The sequence below is a fragment of the Dethiosulfatibacter aminovorans DSM 17477 genome (genome assembly GCF_900142005.1).
Classification (GTDB): domain Bacteria; phylum Bacillota; class Clostridia; order Tissierellales; family Dethiosulfatibacteraceae; genus Dethiosulfatibacter; species Dethiosulfatibacter aminovorans.
On the sequence record NZ_FQZL01000071.1, the window covers coordinates 1 to 1928 of the forward strand.

Consider the following 1928-nt stretch of genomic DNA (forward strand, 5'->3'; position numbering starts at 1 on the left):
TGCGTTCACTATACTTGACCCGATTATTATTGCAAATATTAATATTGGTACTGCAATAAGACTGATTCTGAATTTGTTCATCTGTTTCCTCCTGAAAAATATATTATAGTTGTTGCTTTATGTATGGTCATATATTAAGCAATATCCGTGCCAGAAACGTTTTCAACAATTTAAAAACTGTCCATTCAATTTACATAAGCTGCAAACAGCGATGTTGATGCAATTTTCCTGTTTACAAATCAGAAATGACCCCTGTGTCGCTGCTGTTAACGACACCCGTCGCCGCAAAGGTTGTTTGCGCCAACGCAAACAACCTTTGCGGCCAATATCGACTGTATTATCCTGCAACAAAAAACCGCAGTCAAAACCACGGCTTTTCGTTGTCCATTATACAATCTTCAAATTTTTTTCAGGTTCGTAAACTCCATATTTTTTGATGGCCTCTGCCATTGCCCATACATTCTCAGGCTTGCAATAATCTGTGATGCAGTTGCTGCTTCCAAGTATATACCCGCCGCCTGCTCCTGCAGCTTCTATGCAGGCTTTGACCTCTTCCTCCACTTCCTCGGGAGTTCCAAGCGAAAGGGTGTTCATGTCCACATTTCCCCACAGGCATATTTTATCGCCGTATGTATCCTTCATATACTTCAAGTCCATGGCGCCGGGCTCTATTGGATGAAGACAGTTCATTCCAAGTGTCACAATATCATCCATAATGGGCATGAGGTTGCCGTCTCCGTGGAATACCCACGGAAGCTTGCAGGTGTCCGCCACTTCCTTCATCTTCGGAAGAAATACCTCCCTGAAAGTCTGGGGCGAGAACATGGGACCGGTATTGTACGCCATGTTGTTGTATGTGCTGATGAAGTCTAATCCCACAGTGTTGAGCTTCTCCATTATTATGCAGTTCCACTCCGAATATCTATCAAGCAGGGACTCAACAAGCTTTGGCTGATCGAAAAGGGCAAAGGAGAAGGCTTCTATTCCCATGGAGTTCAACACTCCCTCAACTCCCCACGACATGTATGCAAAGGTTGCAAAATCTTCCTTTCCGTATTCATCGACAAATCTCTTAACAGGGTCGTAAAAGCTTTCATCCTTTGGATCAGGCAGCTTTACAAGGTCAAGGTCCTTTTCGGTCTTTATACGACCTCCCAGCATGTATTCATGTCCGTCTACAATCTTCTTGTCGCAAAAGTTCGGCGCGTAGTAGGGATGCGGCTGAAGATCAAGTGCATCCATTCCAATTTTTTTTGCGAATTCAATATCCGTAAAATCCTTCTTGCCCATCAGCAGTTCCCTTACAGATCTGGGTATATCCTCTGCAAAGGGTATTCTATCCGGCTGCTCCAAGTTGAAAGCAGCCAGTATTCTGTCTCTAGAATTCATTTCTTATACCGCCTTTTCCTTAAGTCCTATTTCCTTCTCAGGCTTGAGCTCATCCACCGAATAGTTCCTGTCTATCACAAGTCTCTTCATCACTCCGGCAAACATGAACACCATGACTATCATTACGGGAAGTCCCGAGATTGCCAACAGCGTCTTGACTCCGTCTATTCCGCCGACTGTAACGAAGATCACCGCCAGTGCTCCCATCAAGGATCCCCAGAATATCTTTATGGCTATGGGCGCTTCCTTGACGTTTGTGTCTTTAAGAGACATGATTGATATTGAGGATGTCATCGAGTCAGCCATTGTCACATATGAAAGCATTATCGTAACTATGATGATCGGCTGGATGATGTTTCCAAGAGGGAGGAACTCGGCAACTTTCAGCATCACTCCGTCAAATCCCGCAGTCATCATGTAGTTGAACATGTCGAATTTGCCGGTGAACTGAAGGTCCAGCACAAATCCTCCGAATGCTCCAAACCATACCACTGCAAACATCGCAGGTGCAATGAGGTTTATCATTATGAATTCCCTTA

Annotated in this window: 2 protein-coding genes; both read right to left on the reverse strand. The window is 44.3% G+C overall.

Translation table 11 applies throughout. The annotated features are described in order from the left end of the window. Window positions 1-387: 387 nt before the first annotated feature. Window positions 388-1389, reverse strand: coding sequence for a uroporphyrinogen decarboxylase family protein (locus BUB05_RS18315; protein WP_073051223.1), 1002 nt, complete (start codon window positions 1387-1389; stop codon window positions 388-390). Between the two features lie 3 nt (window positions 1390-1392). Then, on the reverse strand, window positions 1393-1928 hold a 536-nt coding region (locus tag BUB05_RS18320), incomplete at its 5' end, for a BCCT family transporter (protein WP_175548603.1).

Excerpts from the sequence above, each read along its gene's own strand:
- BUB05_RS18315 (WP_073051223.1), bottom strand. The coding sequence starts at position 1,389 with ATGAATTCTAGAGACAGAATACTGGCTGCTTTCAACTTGGAGCAGCCG.